The organism is Pseudomonas sp. MD195_PC81_125 (assembly GCF_014060985.1).
Lineage (GTDB): Bacteria > Pseudomonadota > Gammaproteobacteria > Pseudomonadales > Pseudomonadaceae > Aquipseudomonas > Aquipseudomonas parakoreensis.
Map to the genome: position 1 here is coordinate 1 of NZ_JABULD010000159.1, position 1,458 is coordinate 1,458.

The window sequence follows — 1,458 nt, forward strand, 5'->3', positions numbered from 1 at the left end:
ACTGTAGGAGCTGCCCGCAGGCTGCGATCTTTTGCTTTTCAGGCCACCCGCATGCGCCGCGCTTTCAGCCCGGCAATCAACGACGGCCCCAGCGCCACCAGCGCCGACCCCAACACCACCAGCACCGCCCCGCCATAGCCCAGACCGTTGATCTGCTCGGCATGCACATAGTCCGGCCACACCGCGGCGGCAATCGCCACCGCGCCAAAGGTCACCAATGGCGTGATCGCCAGCGTCGCACTGACCCGCGAGGCCTCCCAATGCGCCAGCGCCTCGGCAAAGGCACCGTAGGCAATCAGCGTGTTCATGCAGCACGCCAACAGCAGCCAGCCCTGCAACGGGCTTAACTCCAGCGCTTTGAGTGGGTGCACCCACGGCGTCAGCAGCAGCGCGCAGAACAGGTAGATCACCATCATCACCTGCAACGAATTCCATACTGTGAGCAATTGCTTCTGACCCAGCGCGTAGAAGGTCCAGACCGTCGAGGCCAACAGCACCAGCAACACGCCGGCGGTGTAGTCCGACAACGACGTCAGCAACTCGGCCAGCCGCTGATTGAAAAACAGCACGAAGCCGATCAGCAGCACCGCCAGCCCGATGCCCTGACCGATGCTGAAGCGCTCCTTGAACACAAACAGGCTGGCGATCAGCAACATGATCGGCCCCATCTGCACCACCAGTTGCGCGGTACCGGGGCTGAGCAGATTGAGCCCCATCAGGTACAGCACGTAGTTGCCCACCAGCCCGAGCACCGCCATTAACACCAGCCAGCCGCCCCGGGGGCCGAGGACCTTGCGGCTCGGCAGACGCTTGACCGACGCCAGATAAATAAACAGGCAACCACCGGAGACCAACAGACGAAACCAGGTCACGGTGATCGGGTCCATCACCTGCAACACCTGTTTGAGCTTGATTGGCAGAATGCCCCACAAGAACGCCGTCAACAGCGCCAGGAACAGACCGTAGACCCAGCGACCGGATGAAATGTGCATGCGAACCCCAATGCCTGCTGACGAGAGCGGTCATTCTAGGCCCGCGCGCGGGCGCAACACAGGGACAGTTCGGGCCAGGCCGCACATGAAACTGTGCAGGTCGCAGCATTAAATTGACGCTTTGCCGTTGATCGGCTGGCCGGGCGCACCAAGTGCTTCAGGCATAAGCTCATTGGATCCCTTTCAGTGCATCAACCAAGGAGGCCATCATGTATGGAATGCGCGCCCAGGACAGCGCCCCCCGCCACCCACTTTCGCAGTGAGCGGATGTGCCGGGTCAATGGCGAACTGTTTTTCTGTACGCGGGAGAACACCCTTGAAGGGCCGTTCGATTCCCCGGAGAAGGCGGAGCAGGAAATAAAAAGCGTATATCGCGCGGATGCAGCTTCTGGATTCCAACCGGTAAATCCGGTCGATCTCTTCGCGAGCAGGCTCGCTCCCACAGGTGAATGCATTCCAATGTGGG

General features: G+C 61.0%; 1 protein-coding gene and 1 pseudogene. One reads left to right on the top strand and one right to left on the bottom strand.

What is annotated here, in order from left to right; translation table 11 throughout:
• Nucleotides 1-38: 38 nt before the first annotated feature.
• On the bottom strand, nt 39-992 hold the full coding sequence (locus HT737_RS06905) for a DMT family transporter (protein WP_047295581.1): 954 nt from the start codon (nt 990-992) through the stop codon (nt 39-41).
• A 209-nt stretch (nt 993-1,201) separates the two neighbouring features.
• On the opposite strand from HT737_RS06905, the pseudogene HT737_RS31170 reads away from it, so the two are divergent.
• Nucleotides 1,202-1,398, top strand: a pseudogene (locus HT737_RS31170) (DUF6316 family protein).
• The last annotated feature ends 60 nt before the right edge of the window (nt 1,399-1,458 follow it).

Bases quoted from the DNA above. Each gene is read 5' to 3' on its own strand.
- HT737_RS06905 (WP_047295581.1), bottom strand. From the start codon at position 992: ATGCACATTTCATCCGGTCGCTGGGTCTACGGTCTGTTCCTGGCGCTG.